This window comes from Virgibacillus sp. MG-45 (assembly GCF_036409425.1).
In the GTDB taxonomy this organism is placed as follows: domain Bacteria; phylum Bacillota; class Bacilli; order Bacillales; family Amphibacillaceae; genus LDC-1.
In genome coordinates this window covers 26631-46111 of record NZ_JAXOFU010000003.1, presented here as the reverse complement: position 1 = coordinate 46111, position 19481 = coordinate 26631, and the positions used below count along the sequence as shown (strand labels likewise).

The following is a 19481-nucleotide window of genomic DNA, read 5'->3' as shown; positions in this document are numbered from 1 at the left end:
GTCTTGAAGTACAATTATAAAAGCTCCCAGCACAGTAGATTGTGTGGGAGCTTATTTATTTTCGAAGTAACAAATAGATGAAGTATGGAGCACCAATAATAGAAATCATAATCCCTGCTGGAATTCCGTCTGGACTCGCCATGTTGCGTCCGACTAAATCGGCAACTAATAATAGCCAACCGCCTATTAAAATCGCGACAGGGAGATATTGCTGTGTTCGCGTTCCCACTAATGCTTTCGCAATATGTGGCGCCATTAATCCAACAAAGGAAATCCCGCCTGTAACCGAGACCGCAGCAGCTGCTAATGCGACCGCGACAATTAGTAAGCTTCTTCTTTCACGTTCTATCGAAACACCTACGCCAATGGCTACAGGTTCGCTTAATCCAAGCAGATTGAGACGGTTTGCTTTATACAACGTATAAGGAATAAGAAGAACAAGCCATGGCAGCAATGCCCATATGAATGGCCAATCGGTCCCCCATATACTTCCTGCTAACCACTTAGAGATAAAGGCTACCTTTTCACGCTCTGTAGTAGAAATGAGCATAATCATGACGCCAGATAGCGCTAATGAGAGTCCGACCCCAGTTAATACAAAACGAATCGGGGCTAATCCTACATGCTTTTGATAGGAAAAAATATAAATAAACGTAGCGGTTAGTATCGCACCTAAAAAAGCAACAAGTGGTAGCCAATAGATGAAGGCCCCTGCTTCAATCGGAAAAAATAAAAAGAAAAGCGAAATCGCCACACCTGCTCCAGCATTTATTCCGATAATGCCAGGGTCGGCTAAATCATTGCGTGTAATACCTTGCAGGATAGAGCCAGATAAAGCGAGTGCCATTCCTGCTAGTAACGTAATAATCATTCGAGGTAAACGAATGGAGAATAATACAAACTCCTCTTTAAATGATCCATTTCCAAGTATGGTCGGTATTATGCGATCATAGGAAAGCGGAAAAGCTCCAAGTCGGATGCTAATAACACTCGTAGCAATGATAAGAAAGATAAGGCAAAAAACGATCACTCGTTGTTTTCTTCTTAATGTAGCATGTATCATGAGAATGCTTTGCCTCCTTTATGAATGATAAATAGAAAGAAAGGAAGCCCCATGATCGAAATAATCGCTGCGACAGGTGTTTCATATGGCGGGTTAATATTTCTTCCAAGCGTATCTGCAAGCAGCATAAAGATAGCTCCTGTTATCGTTGATATCGGAATAATATAACGGTAATCTGTCCCAACAATTCCACGCACAATATGAGGAACCATTAACCCGATAAAAGCAATGTTTCCAACTAAAGCAACAGCGGCACCAGCAAGAAAGGTAGTAATAATAAATAATATCATTTTGATTTGTGTTGTTTTTTGTCCTAAACCAACTGCTACTTCTTCGCTTAAGCTTAATATTGTTAATTGCTTGGAAAAAACCAGCGCTAGACCGATACCAATTACGATAAAGGGTACGATGAGTTGCAGCTGCTCCCAAGTCGTTCCAATCAGTCCACCGGCTGTCCACATGGAAACATCTTTTGAAAGATGAAAGTAGATGCCAATTCCTTCAGCTACCGCAAGAAGAAATGCGGATATTGCAGCACCTGCTAACACAATCCGAAAAGGAGAAAAGCCTCCTCTTTTTAACGATGCGATACCAAAAACAAGGCCAGCTGCAAGTGCGGCACCGATAAAACAAGCAATCATAATTCCAAAATAGTTTAGATTTGGGAGCCATGCTAATGTAATGGCAAGTGCGGCATTTGCTCCAGCTGTAAGTCCAAGTAGGCCAGGATCTGCTAACGGGTTTCGAGTCATTCCTTGCATGATCGCACCAGATACAGATAGAGCCGCTCCGACAAATATTGCTGCTACTTCACGTGGCAAACGAATTTCACGTAGAATGGCTACCTTTTCACCTGTTCCTGTTGGAGTAAATGCTTGCCATACATCCCGCCATGTCGTGTCTGCGGCTCCAAATAACATGGATAATATAAACGCTCCGATTAATAAAACGAGCGCTATAATTATTTGATATGTAAATCGTATCGGTTGTCGCTGTTTCTTTTTCATCGTGCATCGCTCATCTTTCATGTTTAGATGGAGAGGGAGTCGTTATAACTCTCCTCTCTATCGAATTGTCTATTCTCCTAGAAATTTCTCCGTGAAGAATTCAAGCTGGAAATCTAATGTAATTGGATCATTAAAATAAAACGCTTTACCATCTACTTCAAAAACTCTCCCATTTTTAACGGCTGGGATGTTTTTGTAAGTCTCTGTTTCTTGGAAGGAGTTGTCCTGCTCACTGTTCTTACTGAATACCATATAGTCGCCAGCATATTCTGGCACAACCTCTGGTGATAACGCGAAGTATCCGTCCTTTAAAGCATCTTCTTTTACTTTTTCAGGCATTTTTAAACCCATTTCCTGATAAAGGATTTCCGTTCCACGTCCCCAATTATCTCCATACACATAGAGCTGTTTATCAAAAAGCTCAATGACGGAGATCGTTGTGTTTTCACCAATTTTTGCTTTGATTTTTTCTCCTGCTTCCTGTGCGCGCTTCTTAAAATCAGCAATCCATGCTTTTGCTTGCTTTTCTTTATTTAACAGCTTGCCAACTTCAAGGTATTGGGTTAGGTAATCGACTTTTCCATACGTATATGTAACAGTAGGAGCAATTTCCTTTAATTTATCAAGGTTTTTGCTGTCTGGAGTAGCGATAATTAAATCCGGGTTAAGCTCAAGAATTTGTTCCAAGCTTTCTTCTGATACTTCTTTTGCATCTTGCAAATACGGTTCATAACGAGGATTGTCGTTTGACCAGCTGTCAATTCCCACAATGTTGACATCGGATGCCATGACACTTCCAGCTATAAATGATGATAGAACAACGACACGCTCTGGATTTGCAGGAACTTCGATAGGACCAGTCTCGGATTCGTAAACGATCGTTTCTTGAGCATCTCCTGCTTCGTTAGCTTTCTTATCTTTTTCCTTATTCTCCTGCGCACTGTTACATGCAGTGATAAAGGTTAATGTAATGATTGCGATAAACAACACTATTTTTCTCATTAACTGTCACTTCCTTATTAAATTATAGGTGATGCACATTGGTTTATTCGTTCGTGGATCACGACCGATTTCCGCATCTATTTGAAATACACGTTGAAGTACATCCTGCTGTATGACGTCTTCACATGTTCCGGCCTTGGCAATTTTGCCATCCTTTAATGCAATAATATAATCTGCGAATCGGGCGGCCTGATTTAAATCATGCAAGACCATAATGATGGTTCGTTGGGCTTCTTTGTTCAGCTGTTGTAATAGCTCTAATACCTCAAGCTGATGTGCCATATCTAAATAGGTCGTAGGTTCATCCAAAAAGATGATGTCTGTTTCTTGAGCAAGTGCCATGGCAATCCATGCACGCTGCCGCTGCCCGCCAGAAAGTGCATCAACAGACCGATATTTAAATGGAGTTGTACCAGTTACATCAAGAGCCCAGTTAATCACCTCATAATCTTTTTTTGTTAATCTACCAAACCCATTTTGATAAGGAAAACGACCATAGGATACAAGTTCGCCAACGGTTAGACCCTGCGTGCTTTCTGGAGTTTGGGGAAGCATGGCAATTTTTTGAGCTAACGCCTTTGTATTTTCTTTTAAAATGCTTTTCCCATCTAGAATAACCGTACCAGCTTGCTGGGGAATAACACGTGTCATTGCTTTAAGCAAGGTTGATTTTCCACAGCCATTCGAGCCGATAATGGCAGTTATTTTTTGATCTGGAATGGTGATGTTGATGTCATGGATGATGTTGTTTTCTCCATAACCTACGTGTAAAGCCTCTGTATAGAACCGAGCCATAAGCAATCCTCCAACATATAAAATGCACAGCATGAAGTGATAATGATTCTCATTTGCGCTTCATGCATTACTATAAATGTCCCAGTTTATTTTGTCAATTGAGTTAGTGTAAATGGTGGAGTTGAATTTTTTATGCTTGAAATTGTAGGTTGCTATGAAGAAAAAAATAACGTATAGTTAAATGAGAATGATAATCATTGACGGCTAGTCGAGGAGGCAATGCAATGGGTCAGCAGGAATTGTTTGATGTGACAATAATAGGTGGGGGACCAGCAGGCTTGTATTCGGCATTTTATAGTGGTTTACGAGAAATGAAAACAAAAATTATTGAACACCAGCCGCAATTAGGTGGGAAAATACATGTTTATCCAGAAAAAATGATTTGGGATGTAGGCGGACTTACTCCCGCTCCTGGTGCGAAGCTGATTGAGCAGCTTGTAGAGCAAGGACTTACCTTTCAGCCTGAAGTTGTTTTAAATGAAACCGTTTCATCGATTTCACAAGATGACAATGGTCTATTTATGATCGAGGCAGTATCGGGAAATATTCATTATTCAAAAACAGTGATCGTTTGTGTTGGCGGTGGCATTCTGCAGCCGAAAAAACTGAACGTCGTTGGGGCAGAACGGTATGAGGTTTCTAATTTAAATTATACAATTAAAGCATTGGAACATTTTAAGGATAAAACGGTTGTCATTTCTGGTGGTGGAAATTCAGCGATTGATTGGGCATTAGAGCTTGAGCCGATTGCAAAACACGTATATATTACGTGTCGTAACGATAGCTTCTCCTGTCATGAGGCACAGGGAACAGAATTACAGCAAGGCTCGGTTGTTTGCTTTTTTAATTCAAAAATTACGAAGCTTATCGCTAGTGATGATCATAAGAAAATCGAAAAGGTCGAGCTGACCAATCACCAAACAGGGGTAACCTCCTATTTACCGATAGACGAAGTGATTGTTAATCACGGTTACGAACGTGATACCTCCTTGTTAGATCAGAGTGATTTATCGATTGAACGGATTGATGAATACTTTATTGCTGGAACTGCTGCTAGTGAATCCTCCGTTCCGGGTTTATTCGCTGCTGGCGATATTTTGATGCATGATGGCAAGCTTAATCTCATTGCTGGAGCATTTCAGGATGCTGCGAACGCGGTAAATAAAGCAAAGCAATTTATTGAACCAGAAGCTACAAAAACAGGCATGGTTTCTTCGCATAATACATTATTTCAAAAACGTAATCGAGAAATCTTGCAGGAAAAAGTAGCAAAAATGAAATAAAGGTAGATACAAGCTTAGCTAGATTATTTTTCTAGTTAAGCTTTTTTTCACTCTATACAAGACAATTTGAATATATTTAGTTAAACTAAAATAAGATAAATTACTCGAGATTAAGGGGAAAAAGATCATGCGAATGCTAGCGCGAATTGTTTTAAAGGGCTATAAATATATTATTCTTTTTTGGATTTTGCTTGCCATTGCCATGGCATTTTTAGCAATCCGTCTGCCGTCAATGTTAGAGGGGGATGGCTTTCGTATGGACGGCGAGCATGAAAAGGTGATGGAGATTGCCGCAGAGACCTTTGATATGCCTGCTGAGTCACTATTTCTTGTGTTTGATGGTGTGTCAGATGAAAAGCTAGCCAATCGTCTTCAGGAAGTAGAAGCACTCGGTGTCACATCTGAGATTGTTTCGCCATTAGACGATCGCACGATGTATACGAAGGACCTGTCATATGCGTTGTTACACTTTAATGATGATGAACTAGATATGGCTGAAACGGTTACTGCTATTCGCGACGTCATTAAAGCGGATAAAGGCATTACGTTAACGGGTCAGTCTGCCATCACGAAGGATATAAATACGGCTAGCCAACAGGACTTAATGACAGCAGAAGCCATCGGTTTGCCGATAGCCATTATCGTATTGTTATTTGCATTCGGAACTGTTGTTGCTTCGTTCGTTCCACTATTAATCGGTGTTAGTGCAGTGATTGTTTCCTTTGGAGTGTTGGCGATATTAGGGAACTATATCGATTTATCGATCTTTATCTTAAATATCATTCCAATGCTCGGATTAGCACTCAGCATTGATTTTGCTTTGTTATTTATTAGTAGGTATCGTGAGGAACGAAGAAAAGGAAATGCGTTGGATGCCGTTTCTATTACGATTCAAACCGCCGGTCGTTCGGTATTGTTTTCTGCCTTTTGTGTTTTTATTGGTCTTGGTGCGATGCTGCTTATTCAGGTGGAGATTTTTGAAAACATTGCCGTTGGTGGAATGATTGTAGTCGCTATGGCCGTTATAAGCTCGCTCACTTTGCTCCCATCCGTATTAATTGCGTTGGGAGATCGAATTGATAAATGGCAGCTCTTAAAAGTAAAGCAAAATGGTTCTGATCGTTGGCGCGCGTTTGCGGGGAACGTTATTAAACGTCCGATTATGATTACGATTGTTGCGTTAATCCTTTTAGGAATTGCGCTCATTCCTGTTCGAAATATGGATTTGACCATTCCGCAAATCGACTCTTTGCCAAAATCGTATGATTCGCGGCTTGCCTATGAAAAGATGGAGGATACCTTTGACTTTGGCGGCGAATCCTCTGCCTACATTGTTGCTACTAACAAGGCAGGCTGGGAAGCGAAAGAGGGCTTAGAGCAAATAAAGCAATTAGAAGATAAATTAATGAACGATCCGCTCGTAAAAGAGGTGCAAACAATCTATCAAGTAAGTGGTGTGGAAAGCCCAGAAGCATGGGAACAAGCATGGGGATCTCCAATGAAAGAAAAGCTTGCTCCTGTAAAAGAAGCGTTTATTCAGGATGAAAAGATGCTTATTCCGGTTCAACTGAAAGTATCAGGCGCATCAGATGAAGCACAGGACTGGGTGCGAGAGCTAGATAAAAAGTATGCTTCCTTTGATTTAATGGTTGGCGGCGAAGCAAAGTTTAACCAGGAGATTTTTGATGAAATCGCCGATAAAATTATTCCCGTGCTAACGGTTATCATTATTTCGACCTTTATCGTGCTCATGCTTGCGTTTCGATCGATATTAATTCCTTTTAAGGCCATTGTCATGAATGTGCTAGGGTTATCAGCGACATTTGGTATTCTCGTTTACATTTTCCAATATGGACACTTTGGCTTGACCGCTGGAACGATCGCATTAATTATTCCGGTAATTGTCTTTAGCCTCGTCTTCGGATTAAGCATGGATTATGAAGTGTTCCTTATTTCGCGAATACAGGAGGCTTATGCGAATACGCAAGACAATGACTTTGCGACGGTCGAAGGACTTGCGGCAACAAGTAAAATCATTACTTCCGCTGCACTTATTATGATTGTTTTAACAGGTGCATTTGCCTTTACCGATGTAATGCCTGTTAAACAAATTGGTGTAGGAATTGCGATAGCGGTAGCCATTGACGCTACCATCATTCGTTTATTGTTAGTCCCAAGCTTAATGAAGCTGTTCGGGAAATGGAATTGGTGGCTTCCTTTTAGAAAAGGCCCATACCGAGCAGGAAGCTGGCATTAATTGAAAACGAGCATGAGAAACAACAAGCGTATTTGTCTCTCAAAATCTAAACAATAGTATTGCTATTTGAAGGTGGGTTCGCTTTCACCACAGGCACAAGCGCGACATCTGCTCAAAATACCTTTGCCTCGGGCACGGCCTCAACCCACTCGGAAAAGAAAGAACACTTTTCCGAGTGGGTTTTTCGACGAACAGGACGTACTAGCGATCAATAATCTCCCAACTCGAGCGAGAAGTACTCAAACTCGAGCGAGAATCCTCAAACTCGAGCGAGAAATCCCAAACTCGAGCGAGAAATCCCAAACTCGAGCGAGAAAACGTCAAACTCGAGCGAGAAATCCCTCAAACGATCAAGAACCAGCCGCAAACGATCAAGAACCAGCCGCAAACGATCAAGAAACAGCCGAACTCGATCAAGAATCCCCCCAACTCGATCAAGGATCGGGTGAAACGATCAAGAACCAGCCTCAAACGATCAAGAACCAGCTCAAACGATCGAGAACAGCCTAAACTCGATCAAGAAACAGAGGATGTAGCGGGTTTAGTTTGCGTTCCCCCTGTTGCTTCCTGAAGGACAAGAGACTCTTCGGCAGCGACACATCGCACGCAGAAAAAGGGATCCTTCTTTTTCAAGGAATCCCCCCTTCAACTGCTCTATAAATTCATTTATTCAAAAAGTCAAATATAATATAAAGTAATAAATAAAAAATGCTTTTGTTCATCCGCTACTTTAAAAATATAGATGCGACTATGAACCCTATTATGAGTACAAGGATAAGTATTCCAGTACCCTTCCAGCTTAACCCGCCGACTAAATCAGAAAGATTGCTTCCTTGTATACTGCTTGAAGGGTTTTCTAATTCCTTTTGTCTCATTCTTTCTCTTCGTTCTTCTGGCGTTTCTTTATCTTGATTCATTTTCATCCCCCGTTAGCATCGATTTTTTGTACTATCCTATAGAATAAACTTAAAATCTTGTGCTCTAGCACAATTTACTGCAACTTTTAAATCCATTTGACAAAGCAACTCATCCATTATTTGCCGGTAGTAGACATATGAAACAGATTCATCCGTATTTATTATTTTTTGCATATCAGCTTTCTTCATCTTATCTGTGACATGTTGAAACTGATTAGCGGCTAAAAGGGCAAATCCTTCATAAAACCATCGAGGCCCCATTTCGTCTTCTTTCCCTTCTAATATTCGAATGTGGAAAGCATGAGCAAGTTCATGAGCGAGTAATTTTTCATAAGCATTTTCTTCCTGACCAATTGGATAATTTTTAGCATACGTCTCAGGTGTCACTGCAAGCAAAATATCATTTGTAATAACAGCAGAATAGGTTTTAGGAATATTCGTCTCGGGGTCCAAATGAAAAGCTAGTTTTACCTCCTTATCAAATTGTTCTTTTGTACTGCAAATTTGAAGTTTGTTAATTAATGGGGTAGACAGATATTTACTCCATTGATAGGCACTAGCAAACTCAGATATTCTTCTTTGAGCATTGGATATTTTTAATTCAAACTCATTCCGACGATTTTCTTCTGTTGGTGGAAGTTCTAGCGGTATTTTGAAAACGTATGTATTTTTGTTCATCATTAAATAACACCTCTATAAAAAATTTCATTGTTTAACTTTATGAAATGAATCCTTTCTCTTTCTTGAAAAACTGCCCATTAGTTGAATAAGATATTGAAATAAATCGCAAATTTAGTTAAACAAATTGTATCATAGGATTGCTCATTTTATATTAAAATCCCTCTGATAATCCAGTTGTTTACTTTATGGAACCTTAGAGTCGAACATCAACTTTTTCAGAGCCATATGTAAAAAAGAACTTTTAGAAAGTAACAAACTAGTCTACTCGAAAAAAACGTAAAAAGAGGACAAAGCCATCCAAACAGGCGTTGTCCTTTTGCGTTATTTCCTTCGTTCAATTGGCAGTGTCATACAACGGATACCGCCCCCGCCTTTTTCAAGCTCGGTAACATCAATTTCAATCCGTTTCTTTTTTGTTAGCGTTATATCGTTTTTGAAAATTTCTTTCGTATGTTGTGAGCTAACGAGAATCGTTTCTGGGTCAATGTTTAAAAAATTGATATCTGCAACGGTGTTTTGTACAGCGCTTGTCCATATGACATCGTACTGATGACGCTTTAAATAATCAGCAAACATCTTATACGTAGAAGATTGATCGGTTATTATTTGCACGGGGAGGAATCGCATATAGCTTTTCGCTAGTATCGTATTTTCTCCGGTCACATTGCAATTCATATCTAAATGTAATGTATCTGCCCGTCGTGGCAAATCGACTACTCCGATTTCAGAAAAGCCTGCTCGGAATAAAAAATCCTTCATGCTTCGGATACTGTCAATGCTTGTACGGAGCCCTGTGTTAATTAAGATGGCATCTTTATTTAAGACAAGAACATCACCAAATTCTAATGCCCGCCACCCGTTATTTGCTTCCTTTTGAAAGTGCGGTTCTGCTATCCATGTTTCAAGTATTGGATGGAAAAGCTCATATTCAGGCTGGCGCATCGAGGTTCCTGCTTTCCCAGGAAGAATGGTTTCACCAAAAACACAAGCGAGATCGCGGACAAAATAACGGTTTACTAACTGTTCGTGAAAGGACTGGGTTTTATGTGGTAAATGTACTGCATAGTCAATGACCCGCACACCAAGCTCTGTTAAAGTGCTTGTCAATTGTTCGAAGTTTTCCGTTGCTTTTTGATGATCTACTGCCTGCTCCCATTGTATGTCTTTTGCTGTTTGTTGGTCTGGAATAGTTAGTTTAGACGGGGAGCAAATAATAACAGTCTTTAATGTATCGTATTCATTCCAGCAAAAGGGATGTAATTGGCTCATCCTCGAACACGCCATTTTTTCGATAGCCTGTTAAGGGGATGTGTAAATTGATCGATGTGCATAACATTTTGCTCCTTTTCTAAGCTCGAAAGTAAGTAATGATTCATTTTTTTACTATGTCCATTTTTAAAAATAACCATTCAGTTCGTTATCGAAAAATGGTTGGTTTTCGTTCCGGTGTGAAATGGGCAAGTTGTTGGAGCGCTATTATCATCACGTAAAAAATACTGCTTCCATTCATAGTTGTCTGCTTCACCATACCACTTTAACGCTGCGTGTGGCGGGATATAATCATAATCTATCAATCGTTTTCGAATAATGTTTTTCATTTTTCTTCCGAAAGAGGTCTCGCCATTTAATTGGTCAAACACCCATCTTGGTTGGAAAGCGAGTAGCATGTATGGGAAGTGACGGCTTTTTCGCACTGTATGTGCTGGAGTAGCACAAAAGACAAAGTAAGCCTCTCCCTGAAAGCAAAATTCCCATTCGTTATCGTGTGGTTCTGTTGGAATATGTTCCGGCCAACTCTTTTCATCTAGCTGGTGTACTTTCTGTAATAACGTCCAAAACATCGTTTCAAATGCTTCTACCGATCTTTCTTCCTCTGTGTTAATGAAGACGACAAGGGAAGCAAAAGGACCTGTTTGGCGTGATATGTCTCCATATTCCGTTAGTATTTGAGCGAGCTGCTTACTAGCAGTTTCCTTCGTTGGCGTCTCCAAAAAACCATATCGTAGCATATTCTTTTTAAATCCATATACTCCAGGAACACAAGGGTAAGGGGTTTTTGTAGAGGTCATCATGTTAGCAAAATCCTCAAAGGCAGCTTGCTGCCACTTCTTCAGCCAATCCCTAGAGTTCTCTAAGTCATTCTTTTCAAAAAGCATCTTATATAATCCCTCCTATTGCTATACCACTATCGTATTAGGAGGAAGAGAAATAGGTGTCTGTCTATGAAACAATGAAAAGGTAAGCTTGTACACCAAAGTAAGCACCAAACCCGATAAGTACGATGCCAGACGCAATCGTAGTTATGCGAAGAAAAAATGGATTTGCTTTTTTTCCTAGAACTGTGGCTAGCCAAGCCATCACAACATCCCAAACAATAATGCCGACAAAAATACCAATTGTTGCAGTAAAAAGAAAATGATTTGCTTTCGTGGGGGCTTGTACAAGTAGTGATCCATATATTCCGAGCCAAAATAATATATTTAATGGATTGGATAATGCGATGAGAAAACCAATCCGGAATGACTTTCTCTTTTTCTCTTCTATGACCGACCTTTGTTCATTGTCAAACGTGTTTGCATTGACGATGCTTTCTATGCCTGTGTAGCAGAGTACGAAAAATCCGAATAACCATAAAAACAGCTTGATTAAGGGGATTTCAGCCACTTGCATGATGCCAAGGAAAATCAAGAGCATGAACAAGGCATCTGCTGTCATCGCGCCTATACCGATGAGCCAAGAATGAATAAATCCTTGCCGAATTCCTTTCTCCCATTGCAAGGCATTAATCGGCCCCATCGGTGCAGAAATCGATAAACCTAAAAATATAGAGCTGATAAAAATACTCATTGCTCGGACTCCTTTTTTTCAGCGTCATTGTTCTCATTATATTCGGACAAGCTTTGATCTATGTTCAGAATGTTTAAGTAGAAGGGCATCTAGCTAGATGAAAAAGGTTAGGGGAATTCCCCTATTCATTGTGGACACTCTTTCTTATATTATAAAGGTTGTAATAGTGTTAACCACTTTTTACAAAGGGGGAGAAGGATCATGAAAAAATTTCATTTTCGTGTCGTCATTGTTGGCGGTGGGTCTGCCGGGATTTCAGTAGCCTCCAGAATGCTTAGAAAATCAAAGACCTTACACGATGAAATTGCCATCATCGATCCTGCTGATCATCATTACTATCAACCGTTGTGGACGTTGGTCGGTGCGGGTGCAGCAAAAAAAGAAGCAACGAAACGCGATATGGGGTCTGTTATTCCAGAGGGGGCTTCTTGGATACAGGATCGCGTGATCGGCTTCTTGCCAATGGAGAATAAGCTGCAAACAGCCAACCATCAAGAAATTTCCTATGATTATTTAGTAGTAGCAGCAGGGATTGAGCTAAATTGGGATGGCGTTAAAGGGTTAAGAGAAGCAATCGGTAAAAACGGTGTAACAACTAATTATGATTATGCGTATGCGGACTATACGTGGGAAGTAATTCGTTCCTTTCAAGGTGGAACAGCATTGTTCACACATCCTGCAACGCCAATAAAATGTGGTGGAGCACCACAAAAAATCATGTATTTAGCAGAAGATTATTTTGCGAGGACGGGTATAAAGAAGGATGCAGAGGTTGTATTTGCATCTGCAAACCCAGCTATTTTCGACGTTGATAAATATCGTATTGCACTTGAAAAAGTCGTGGAAAGAAAGCAAATTGATACAAGATTTAAAAGGAATTTAATCGAAATTCGTGGTGAAGAGAAAAAAGCCGTATTCGAACATTTAGATACGAAAGAGCAGGAAGTTATTGCTTATGACATGCTTCATGTCACCCCACCAATGCAAGCGCCCGCTTTTATAAAAAACAGTGCTCTTGCCGATGAAAATGGCTGGGTAGACGTGCATAAGCATACATTACAACATGTTCGTTATGAAAATATATTTGCGCTTGGAGATAATAGTAATCTCCCAACCGCAAAAACAGGTGCTGCAATTCGAAAGCAGGCACCATTAGTTGCTAACAATATTTTAGCGCTGATGAAGGGAAAATCATTGGAAGCAACATACCAGGGCTATTCTTCTTGTCCAGTAGTAACTGGCTACAATAAGCTGATTCTGGCAGAGTTTGATTATAATAAACAACCTACGGAAACCCTGCCGTTTGATCAAGGGAAAGAACGATTAAGTATGTATATCCTTAAAAAGTATTTTCTACCAATCATGTATTGGAGCGGGATGTTAAAAGGGAAGATGTAGGCTGTTTTGAGGGCAAAGCTGAAAATTATTTTGTATCACAACACGTGATGTGTTGTTCTATAAAAATATTAAACAAGTACAGAGGGGATGAAACACATGTTATTACGTTATTTTTATGATGAGAAGCTAGCACACGCATCTTACATGGTAGGGTGTCAAGCAAAAGGGGAAGCGGTAATTGTTGATCCAATGCGAAATATTGCACCATATATCGAAACCGCTGAAGAAGAAGGTTTAACGATTGTTGGCGCGCTAGAAACGCACATCCATGCTGATTTTGTTTCTGGATCAAGAGAATTAGCGAATAAATTTGATGCCACACTTTATATTTCAGATGAAGGTGATGCGGATTGGAAGTATCAAAATCTGGAAGGGATAAAGTATCAGCTTTTAAAGGATGGCGATTCATTTAATATTGGGAACCTTGTTTTTGATGTATTGCATACCCCTGGCCATACGCCTGAAAGTATTTCATTTATGCTTACCGACAAAGGTGGCGTAGCGGATGAACCAATGGGAATCTTTACTGGTGACTTTGTTTTCGTTGGTGATATTGGTCGTCCAGATTTATTAGAAAAAGCAGCTGGTATTAAAGGAACCTCAGAAGCAGGAGCTTTTGCAATGTATGATTCGGTAGAACGCTTTAAAAAGCTTCCTGATTATTTACAGGTTTGGCCAGCACATGGAGCTGGTAGTGCATGTGGAAAAGCACTTGGTGCAGTGCCATCTACAACGATTGGCTATGAAAAGCGATTTAACTGGGCAATGCAATTTAATGATCGTTCATCATTTGTCGATGCATTACTTGATGGACAGCCTGAGCCACCAACGTATTTTGCTGTTATGAAGCATGTTAATAAAGTAGGAATTCAATTAATTGAACAGATCCCAGCATTAACAAAGCTAACCACTGCTACTGAAGTAAAGCAATTTATTGCAGATGGTTTACAAGTAATTGATACAAGACCTGCGGAAGAATTTGCTGAAGGACATATGAAAGGAACAATTAATGTACCCTTTAACAAGTCATTTACGAACTGGATGGGCTGGCTCGTTGATTATGAAAAGCCGTTTTATGTGTTGACGGATGAAGCCGACTTAGATGAAATGCTTATCGCACTTCGCTCGATTGGAATTGATAATTTAAGAGGATATGGGGATGCAAAAGCAATTCTAAACGAGGAAGCGGAGTTGGAAACCTATCAATCAATTACGGTAAAACAATTAAAGGAAAGAATGGATAAAGAGGATGTGCATGTGTTAGATATCCGAAATCTCACTGAATGGAATGACGGGCATATCAACGGTGCACAGCATATTATGCTTGGCACATTACAACAACGGTTAGCGGAAATAAAGACAGACAAGCAGATCGTCGTACAATGTGGATCAGGAGTTCGGTCAGCAATCGGCATCAGTATTTTGTTAGCAAATGATGTAAAAGAACCACTTAACCTTGCTGGAGGCTATGAGAGCTGGGTAAAGGAAATCGTCTAAACATATAGATAAGAAAGCAAAGCTGAAATCAAAGGGATTCAGCTTTGCTTTTTGCATTATTTTTCTTATAGTTAGGATAAGGACAGCTTATGAACAGATGAAACGAGAAAGTCATGGATAAAAAGGAGTGACTTGTTTATATGGATAAAGCATTTTTTTGGCGTGATCGCTATTTAAAGCAAATTTTTGAAAGTCTACAAGATGGTATTATTATCATGAATCAATCACGTGAAATATTACTTATGAACCCTGCTGCCGAGAGACTTACCGGCTGGCAAATTGGGAGTGCTGTTCCTTACTGCTCTTATTGCCAAAGCAGAAAAATAGAGCCGAATGAGAAGCGATGCTACTTAATTGAAAATGATGAGGTTCCGTATTTTTTATCGGAAATGCCGACCTACCATGGAGAAAGTCTTGATGTAGAAATGAGCACTGCCTTAATGTATCAGGATGAGCATTCTGATCAAAAGGAATATTTACTCGTACTGCGTGATCAAAGTATTCGCAAGCAGAAAGAAGAGGCACGCACCTCCAAGTATATGATAAAAAAATTAATTGAAGCAAAAGAAGATGAACATAAGCGATTGGCGCAGGAGTTGCATGATGGGGTTGGACAATCGTTATTCTCGATATCAGTTGCCTTGCAGGCCATTGAGTCATATGTGCATGATGCGCGGTTAGATGCTTATTTAACAGAGGTTCGCTCTGAATTGGAAAAGGTAATGTCAGATGTGAAATCCTACTCCTATAAGTTACGCCCACAAAGCTTGGATCGCCTTGGACTTGTTGCAACGATTCGTTCTTTAATTACAACAACGATGAAAAATGATCCAGATCTTCAGATCGAATTTAATACGAATCTGGTCGGTCGCTGCTATCCACTTGTTGAAATAAATTTATATCGTGTGATTCAAGAAGCATTGCATAATATTATTAAGTATGCGCACGCATCAAAGGTATCTATTGCGTTGGATATGAATGAAGAAGGACTAAAGCTTCACATTCAGGATAATGGAATTGGGTTTCGTCCGAACAAGGTCGGTGAAGGATTAGGCTTAAAGCATATGGAAGAAAGAGTAGATCAGTTGGGCGGGAAATTCATGATCGAATCAACTGAAAATACGGGAACACAAATTAAGATAACCGTTCCAAAGTGGAAGGAAGATATCGATGATTAATATTATGGTAGTCGATGATCATGTATTAATTCGAAAAGGGATTGTACTCTTATTAGAAAACTTCGCTGATATTCAGATTGTAGGGGAAGCAAGCAGTGGAGAAGAAGCCATTGTAATGGCAGCGCAAACGCAGCCAGATGTTATTTTAATGGACATCTCTATGCCTGGTGGTCTTGATGGCTTTACAGCAACGAAAAAAATACTTCATGAAGTTGAAAGTGCCAAGGTTATCTTGCTTACAATGCATGAAGAAGAGGTGTATATTCAAAAGGCAATTGAAGTAAAAGCACATGGGTATATTTTCAAAAATAGTCAAGGTGGAGACTTACATGAAGCCATAACGACTGTAAATAGCGGTAAACGTTTTTTTCGAGTTGACATTCCAGATGAACAGCTGGAAAAGTGGTTTGAGGATGGGACACAGCCCAGCTCTATTTTAACATTACGAGAGCAAGAAATTGTTCGGCTAACGATCTTAGGATATTCGAACAAGCAGATGTCTGAGAAGTTGTTTATAAGTCCGAAAACCGTTGAAAATCATAAAACAAATATTATGCAAAAGCTAAACTTAACAAATAAAGCCGAGCTTATCCAATACGGCATAAAAAACCATTTTATGCACTAAGTGGGCTTGAACTTGAACAATAGCATCACAGTTTGAAAGTGAGTTCGCTTTCCCCGGGCACGGCCTAACTAACTCGGAAAAGCAAGAACGCTTTTTTCGAGTGGAATTTAATCAAAGTCACAACTAATAAAATCGGCTTTTTCCAATATAAAAAATAGTAGCACAAACCATGGCCAGGTCTGTGCTATTAATGTGTTTAAAAAGGTTTATTTATAGGCTTTTCTTGCAGAAATACCAATCTGCACATTCATAATCTGGGTTATTTAGTCTTTCATTCGCTTCTTCCTGTGTACGTGGAGGCTTAACAATTACTTTGTCTCCTGGTACCCAATCTGCTGGTGTTGCAATATTGTGCTCATCTGTTGCTTGTAATGCTTTTACCAAACGTAAAATTTCATCCATATTGCGTCCTGTGCTTAATGGGTAATAAATAATAGCACGAACGATTTGTTTATCATCAATAACAAAAACAGCGCGAGAAGCTTCTGTTGATTTTCCTTCAGGCATTAGCATGCCGTATTTAGCAGCAACTTCTTTATTTAAGTCAGCAATAATTGGAAATTCAATCGTAACGTCAAAATTATCTTTAATATTTTTCACCCAGGCAATATGTGAATGAAGACTATCAATACTTAAACCAACAAGCTCTGTATTCAATTCTTTTAAAGCGGGATATATTTTTTGGAAACCAATAAACTCTGTTGTACAAACAGGGGTAAAGTCAGATGGATGAGAAAATAGAATGAACCATTTTCCTTTATAGTCCTCACTTGAAATAACGCCGTGAGTTGTTTCAATTTTAAAAGCTGGTGCTGGATCGCCAATACGTGGTAGTGCGATTTGTTGCACTGATGATTGCATATTATTTTCCATTTTATCTTTTCTCCTTTTTAATAATTATTATTACAACATAATTATTACATTCATATTTTAAAAAAGACATAGGGGATTTCCCCTATTCACGTCCTTAATCGTTCTATGTGCTTTATCTGAAACGTTTATAAATGAAATGCTGAAGCTTGACTTATCAATAGAACGAAGTACGTTTTCCTTCAAACTGGCATCAATTAACAACAGCTTATTATGTATGTGCGTACTCTCATTTGTGCATCTAGCAGATGATTATGCAAATACATAGAAGGGTATATAATATAAGACATGAAGCGAGCGATTAATGTGGATGCTTATTCTGTTCTAGTAAACATGTAAAAAAATAAAATTAACCTATTGACAAAATACCCCAATGGGTATATTATATTCCTTGTGACTCATTTATTCATAGGGAGGGAGCAGCAATGATGGGGTGGATAATTGTTGCAGCAATGGTGTTCATGTTTGTGTATCAACGATATATACCTGTCCTTGGGATTGGCAAAAAGGACTTAAATTATGTATCATATTCTAAAGAAGATATTACTATCGTCGATACAAGAGACTATCAGGTATCTAGTAACCAGAAGATCGAGAAGGCAGTATGTATCCCACTTCCCTATTTAAATCGACATTGCTATGACATTCCAGATAAAAAGGTATTTCTTGTATCAGAAAGCAAGCTGGAGAAAAATTTAAGTGCCCGTATTTTGCGTCGTAAGGGGATGCGCGTTATTGGCTACCATCTTATTCATGATTAAGTAAGCGAGGTGTTACGATGAAATATGATGCAGATGTCATCAATAGAATGAAGCGGATTGAAGGACAGGTTAGAGGATTATTGAAGATGATGCAGGATGATAAAGAGTGCCGCGATGTCGTCACCCAAATGTCTGCAGTTAGAAGTGCAATTGATCGAACCGCTGCCTTGATTGTAACGAAAAATCTTGAGCAATGTATCCGTGATGAAAAAACGAACGGGGAAGATGCTGAAACCTTAATTAAAGAGGCAGTAAATCTACTTGTGAAAAGTCGTTAATCAGATGTGGTTGACAATTTTCCGTAATGCATTTACCATAAAAAATGGGTTAAGTTGAAAAGCGTAACCCTATTTTTTAATCCAAATATGATACCCCTATACGTATAGTGGGAAACGTAAAAAAGGAGAATGCTGGTGGAAAATAAGAAGAAAACGACAATCGTATTGTTTAGTGGTGAGTATGACAAAGCGATGGCGGCCTACATTATTGCTAATGGCGCAGCTGCTTATGATCATGAAGTAACAATTTTTCATACCTTCTGGGGACTAAATGCATTACGCAAGGAAGAAATGGTACCTGTTAAAAAAGGTTTAATGGAGAAGCTGTTTGGGAAAATGATGCCTAGAGGCGCTGATAAAATGGGACTATCAAACATGAACTATTTAGGGATGGGTCCTAAAATGATTAAAAGCGTCATAAAAAAGCATCAAGCGATGACATTACCCCAACTAGTGGAAATGGCGCAGGAGCTGGATGTAAAGATGATTGCCTGTACAATGACAATGGATCTGCTAGGGCTTCAAAAGGAAGAATTACTAGAAGGCATTGATTATGGTGGCGTTGCTGCATATATTGGTGATGCAGAGGAAGGCAACATCAATTTGTTTATATAATATTTTTTTAAAAATAATTATACCCGTATAGGTATAATGAAGCATTTCCATCTAGGAAAAAGGTAAGTCTAATAAAAAATTATAATTGGAGGAAAATAACATGAAATCAATTAGCGCTGAAGAGTTAGCAGCAAAATTAAAAGCAGGAGAAAAGCTTAGCATCATCGATGTACGTGAAGATGAAGAAGTAGCACAAGGTAAAATTCCAGGAGCACGCCATATTCCATTAGGACAAATTCCAGATCGTTTAAATGAAATTGAGAAGGATCAGCATCATTATATGGTATGTCGCTCTGGCGGACGAAGCAGTAACGCATGTGCCTTTTTACTACAACATGGCTATGATGTCACGAACATGAATGGTGGCATGCTTGCATGGGAAGACGAAGTAGAGTAAAGGGAGGCTC

At 39.4% G+C, this 19481-nt stretch carries 20 protein-coding genes; 10 read left to right on the top strand and 10 right to left on the bottom strand.

Annotated features, from left to right (window positions below):
- Positions 1-55 precede the first annotated feature (55 nt).
- From SPK86_RS04390 to SPK86_RS04375, 4 genes are all read right to left on the bottom strand, one after another.
- Positions 56-1063 carry a FecCD family ABC transporter permease gene (locus SPK86_RS04390; protein WP_330948725.1) on the bottom strand — a complete coding sequence of 336 codons (1008 nt, stop codon included), beginning with the start codon at positions 1061-1063 and terminating at the stop codon, positions 56-58.
- Entirely contained in the window at positions 1060-2070 is a 1011-nt protein-coding gene (locus SPK86_RS04385; RefSeq protein ID WP_330948724.1) for a FecCD family ABC transporter permease, read from the bottom strand. Before SPK86_RS04385 ends, SPK86_RS04390 begins: the two co-directional genes overlap by 4 nt.
- Before the next feature lie 69 nt (positions 2071-2139).
- Positions 2140-3072, bottom strand: a complete 933-nt coding sequence (locus SPK86_RS04380) for an iron-hydroxamate ABC transporter substrate-binding protein (protein ID WP_330948723.1) — start codon at positions 3070-3072, stop codon at positions 2140-2142.
- 6 nt (positions 3073-3078) lie between these two features.
- The gene (locus SPK86_RS04375; protein ID WP_330948722.1) at positions 3079-3867 is read right to left on the bottom strand and encodes an ABC transporter ATP-binding protein; all 789 of its coding nucleotides are present in this window, start codon (positions 3865-3867) and stop codon (positions 3079-3081) included.
- 224 nt (positions 3868-4091) lie between these two features.
- Here SPK86_RS04375 and SPK86_RS04370 point away from each other — a divergent pair, with 224 nt between their 5' ends.
- Positions 4092-5150, top strand: a complete 1059-nt coding sequence (locus tag SPK86_RS04370) for an NAD(P)/FAD-dependent oxidoreductase (protein ID WP_330948721.1) — start codon at positions 4092-4094, stop codon at positions 5148-5150.
- A gap of 127 nt (positions 5151-5277) precedes the next feature.
- The gene (locus SPK86_RS04365; RefSeq protein ID WP_330948720.1) at positions 5278-7407 is read left to right on the top strand and encodes an MMPL family transporter; all 2130 of its coding nucleotides are present in this window, start codon (positions 5278-5280) and stop codon (positions 7405-7407) included.
- 725 nt (positions 7408-8132) lie between these two features.
- Here the strand turns inward: SPK86_RS04365 and SPK86_RS04360 are convergent.
- The 5 genes from SPK86_RS04360 to SPK86_RS04340 all read right to left on the bottom strand — a co-directional run bounded on the left by SPK86_RS04360 (position 8133) and on the right by SPK86_RS04340 (position 11852).
- Positions 8133-8324: a DUF6366 family protein gene (locus tag SPK86_RS04360; RefSeq protein WP_330948719.1), complete on the bottom strand. Its 192-nt coding sequence runs from the start codon at positions 8322-8324 to the stop codon at positions 8133-8135.
- A 36-nt stretch (positions 8325-8360) separates the two neighbouring features.
- Positions 8361-9005, bottom strand: a complete 645-nt coding sequence (locus tag SPK86_RS04355) for a hypothetical protein (RefSeq protein WP_330948718.1) — start codon at positions 9003-9005, stop codon at positions 8361-8363.
- A gap of 321 nt (positions 9006-9326) precedes the next feature.
- Positions 9327-10274, bottom strand: coding sequence for an arginine deiminase family protein (locus SPK86_RS04350; protein WP_330948717.1), 948 nt, complete (start codon positions 10272-10274; stop codon positions 9327-9329).
- 140 nt (positions 10275-10414) lie between these two features.
- Complete coding sequence (locus SPK86_RS04345; protein ID WP_284140545.1) at positions 10415-11161, bottom strand: YqcI/YcgG family protein; 747 nt, start codon at positions 11159-11161, stop codon at positions 10415-10417.
- Positions 11162-11225: 64 nt separating this feature from the next.
- Positions 11226-11852, bottom strand: coding sequence for a LysE family transporter (locus SPK86_RS04340; protein WP_284140546.1), 627 nt, complete (start codon positions 11850-11852; stop codon positions 11226-11228).
- Positions 11853-12050: 198 nt separating this feature from the next.
- On the opposite strand from SPK86_RS04340, the gene SPK86_RS04335 reads away from it, so the two are divergent.
- The 4 genes from SPK86_RS04335 to SPK86_RS04320 all read left to right on the top strand — a co-directional run bounded on the left by SPK86_RS04335 (position 12051) and on the right by SPK86_RS04320 (position 16550).
- Positions 12051-13250, top strand: coding sequence for an FAD-dependent oxidoreductase (locus SPK86_RS04335; RefSeq protein ID WP_443089757.1), 1200 nt, complete (start codon positions 12051-12053; stop codon positions 13248-13250).
- A gap of 96 nt (positions 13251-13346) precedes the next feature.
- Positions 13347-14747 (top strand): MBL fold metallo-hydrolase, encoded by a 1401-nt coding sequence (locus SPK86_RS04330; RefSeq protein WP_330948715.1) that lies wholly within the window; start codon positions 13347-13349, stop codon positions 14745-14747.
- 140 nt (positions 14748-14887) lie between these two features.
- Positions 14888-15925: a PAS domain-containing sensor histidine kinase gene (locus SPK86_RS04325; protein WP_284140549.1), complete on the top strand. Its 1038-nt coding sequence runs from the start codon at positions 14888-14890 to the stop codon at positions 15923-15925.
- Positions 15918-16550 carry a response regulator transcription factor gene (locus SPK86_RS04320; RefSeq protein ID WP_330948714.1) on the top strand — a complete coding sequence of 211 codons (633 nt, stop codon included), beginning with the start codon at positions 15918-15920 and terminating at the stop codon, positions 16548-16550. The genes SPK86_RS04325 and SPK86_RS04320 overlap by 8 nt, the downstream gene beginning before the upstream one ends.
- A 210-nt stretch (positions 16551-16760) precedes the next feature.
- On the opposite strand, the gene SPK86_RS04315 is transcribed toward SPK86_RS04320, so the two are convergent.
- Entirely contained in the window at positions 16761-17423 is a 663-nt protein-coding gene (locus tag SPK86_RS04315; protein WP_330948713.1) for a peroxiredoxin, read from the bottom strand.
- Between the two features lie 422 nt (positions 17424-17845).
- Between SPK86_RS04315 and SPK86_RS04310 the strand changes: the two genes are divergently transcribed.
- From SPK86_RS04310 to SPK86_RS04295, 4 genes are all read left to right on the top strand, one after another.
- A complete protein-coding gene (locus tag SPK86_RS04310) occupies positions 17846-18181 on the top strand; it encodes a hypothetical protein (RefSeq protein ID WP_330948712.1) in 336 nt (111 codons plus the stop codon).
- Positions 18182-18198: 17 nt separating this feature from the next.
- A complete protein-coding gene (locus SPK86_RS04305; protein ID WP_284140553.1) occupies positions 18199-18459 on the top strand; it encodes a metal-sensitive transcriptional regulator in 261 nt (86 codons plus the stop codon).
- Positions 18460-18588: 129 nt separating this feature from the next.
- Positions 18589-19074 (top strand): DsrE/DsrF/DrsH-like family protein, encoded by a 486-nt coding sequence (locus SPK86_RS04300; RefSeq protein ID WP_443089752.1) that lies wholly within the window; start codon positions 18589-18591, stop codon positions 19072-19074.
- 100 nt (positions 19075-19174) lie between these two features.
- The gene (locus tag SPK86_RS04295; RefSeq protein WP_284140554.1) at positions 19175-19471 is read left to right on the top strand and encodes a rhodanese-like domain-containing protein; all 297 of its coding nucleotides are present in this window, start codon (positions 19175-19177) and stop codon (positions 19469-19471) included.
- The last annotated feature ends 10 nt before the right edge of the window (positions 19472-19481 follow it).

Excerpts from the sequence above, each read along its gene's own strand:
- SPK86_RS04390 (WP_330948725.1), bottom strand. The coding sequence starts at position 1,063 with ATGATACATGCTACATTAAGAAGAAAACAACGAGTGATCGTTTTTTGC.
- SPK86_RS04385 (WP_330948724.1), bottom strand. The coding sequence starts at position 2,070 with ATGAAAAAGAAACAGCGACAACCGATACGATTTACATATCAAATAATT.
- SPK86_RS04380 (WP_330948723.1), bottom strand. The coding sequence starts at position 3,072 with ATGAGAAAAATAGTGTTGTTTATCGCAATCATTACATTAACCTTTATC.
- SPK86_RS04375 (WP_330948722.1), bottom strand. The coding sequence starts at position 3,867 with ATGGCTCGGTTCTATACAGAGGCTTTACACGTAGGTTATGGAGAAAAC.
- SPK86_RS04370 (WP_330948721.1), top strand. The coding sequence starts at position 4,092 with ATGGGTCAGCAGGAATTGTTTGATGTGACAATAATAGGTGGGGGACCA.
- SPK86_RS04365 (WP_330948720.1), top strand. The coding sequence starts at position 5,278 with ATGCGAATGCTAGCGCGAATTGTTTTAAAGGGCTATAAATATATTATT.
- SPK86_RS04360 (WP_330948719.1), bottom strand. The coding sequence starts at position 8,324 with ATGAATCAAGATAAAGAAACGCCAGAAGAACGAAGAGAAAGAATGAGA.
- SPK86_RS04355 (WP_330948718.1), bottom strand. The coding sequence starts at position 9,005 with ATGATGAACAAAAATACATACGTTTTCAAAATACCGCTAGAACTTCCA.
- SPK86_RS04350 (WP_330948717.1), bottom strand. The coding sequence starts at position 10,274 with ATGAGCCAATTACATCCCTTTTGCTGGAATGAATACGATACATTAAAG.
- SPK86_RS04345 (WP_284140545.1), bottom strand. The coding sequence starts at position 11,161 with ATGCTTTTTGAAAAGAATGACTTAGAGAACTCTAGGGATTGGCTGAAG.
- SPK86_RS04340 (WP_284140546.1), bottom strand. The coding sequence starts at position 11,852 with ATGAGTATTTTTATCAGCTCTATATTTTTAGGTTTATCGATTTCTGCA.
- SPK86_RS04330 (WP_330948715.1), top strand. The coding sequence starts at position 13,347 with ATGTTATTACGTTATTTTTATGATGAGAAGCTAGCACACGCATCTTAC.
- SPK86_RS04325 (WP_284140549.1), top strand. The coding sequence starts at position 14,888 with ATGGATAAAGCATTTTTTTGGCGTGATCGCTATTTAAAGCAAATTTTT.
- SPK86_RS04320 (WP_330948714.1), top strand. The coding sequence starts at position 15,918 with ATGATTAATATTATGGTAGTCGATGATCATGTATTAATTCGAAAAGGG.
- SPK86_RS04315 (WP_330948713.1), bottom strand. The coding sequence starts at position 17,423 with ATGGAAAATAATATGCAATCATCAGTGCAACAAATCGCACTACCACGT.
- SPK86_RS04310 (WP_330948712.1), top strand. The coding sequence starts at position 17,846 with ATGATGGGGTGGATAATTGTTGCAGCAATGGTGTTCATGTTTGTGTAT.
- SPK86_RS04305 (WP_284140553.1), top strand. The coding sequence starts at position 18,199 with ATGAAATATGATGCAGATGTCATCAATAGAATGAAGCGGATTGAAGGA.
- SPK86_RS04300 (WP_443089752.1), top strand. The coding sequence starts at position 18,589 with ATGCTGGTGGAAAATAAGAAGAAAACGACAATCGTATTGTTTAGTGGT.
- SPK86_RS04295 (WP_284140554.1), top strand. The coding sequence starts at position 19,175 with ATGAAATCAATTAGCGCTGAAGAGTTAGCAGCAAAATTAAAAGCAGGA.